The 720-nt window shown below is 68.6% G+C and carries 1 protein-coding gene; it reads left to right on the top strand.

The annotated features are described in order from the left end of the window. Positions 1-178: 178 nt before the first annotated feature. Positions 179-720 (top strand): alpha/beta fold hydrolase (locus ABB25_RS14065; RefSeq protein WP_152981250.1); only part of this gene is annotated, 542 nt, incomplete at its 3' end.

Below are 720 nucleotides of genomic sequence, written 5' to 3'. Positions count from 1 at the left end.
ACTGACAGGAGAAATGGAATGCGCAAGTTCACGCGTGTCCTGCCGCTGCTGCCGCTATTCGGACTGCTGGGCTGCACCCCGGAGCCGGATGCCGGCAAGGCCGCGGCTGCCAGCCAGCGTCTGTATGGCCAGATCGCCTTCAGCCCCTGCACGCTGACCGCGGCGCAGGAAGCCGCCAATGTGGAGACAGCTGTGTGGCCGCTGGACGGTGCCGGAGGACCGCAGCCAGCCGCAGGGGCGGCAGCTCGATCTGCATATCGCCTGGCTGCCACCCAAGGACAACCAGGTGGGCCGTCCGGACCCGGTGTTCTTCCTTGCCGGTGGTCCCGGCCAGGCCGCCACCGAAGTGGCCAGCGTGGTCAAGGGCGCGCTGGCCGAAGTGCTCAAGACCCGCGATGTGATCTTCATCGACCAGCGCGGTACCGGCCGCTCCAACCCGTTGACCTGCGTCGATGCCCAGGGCCAGCCGCTGGCGCCGGCCAGTGATGCCACGGTCGATGTGGCGGCGGTGCGCGACTATGCGCGTGCCTGCCTGCAGGGGCTGGAGCAGCGTGCCGACCCGCGTTTCTACACCACCAGCGAGGCCATCGATGACCTGGACGCGGTGCGCCAGGCCCTTGGTGTGGAGCAGGTCAACCTGATCGGTGCCTCCTACGGCACCCGGGTGGCGCAGCAGTATGCCGCGCGTTACCGACAGCACACCCGTGCCATCGTGCTGGA

This window comes from Stenotrophomonas koreensis, from assembly GCF_001431525.1.
Taxonomy (GTDB): Bacteria; Pseudomonadota; Gammaproteobacteria; order Xanthomonadales; family Xanthomonadaceae; genus Stenotrophomonas; species Stenotrophomonas koreensis.
This window is presented reverse-complemented; position numbering and strand designations above follow the sequence as displayed.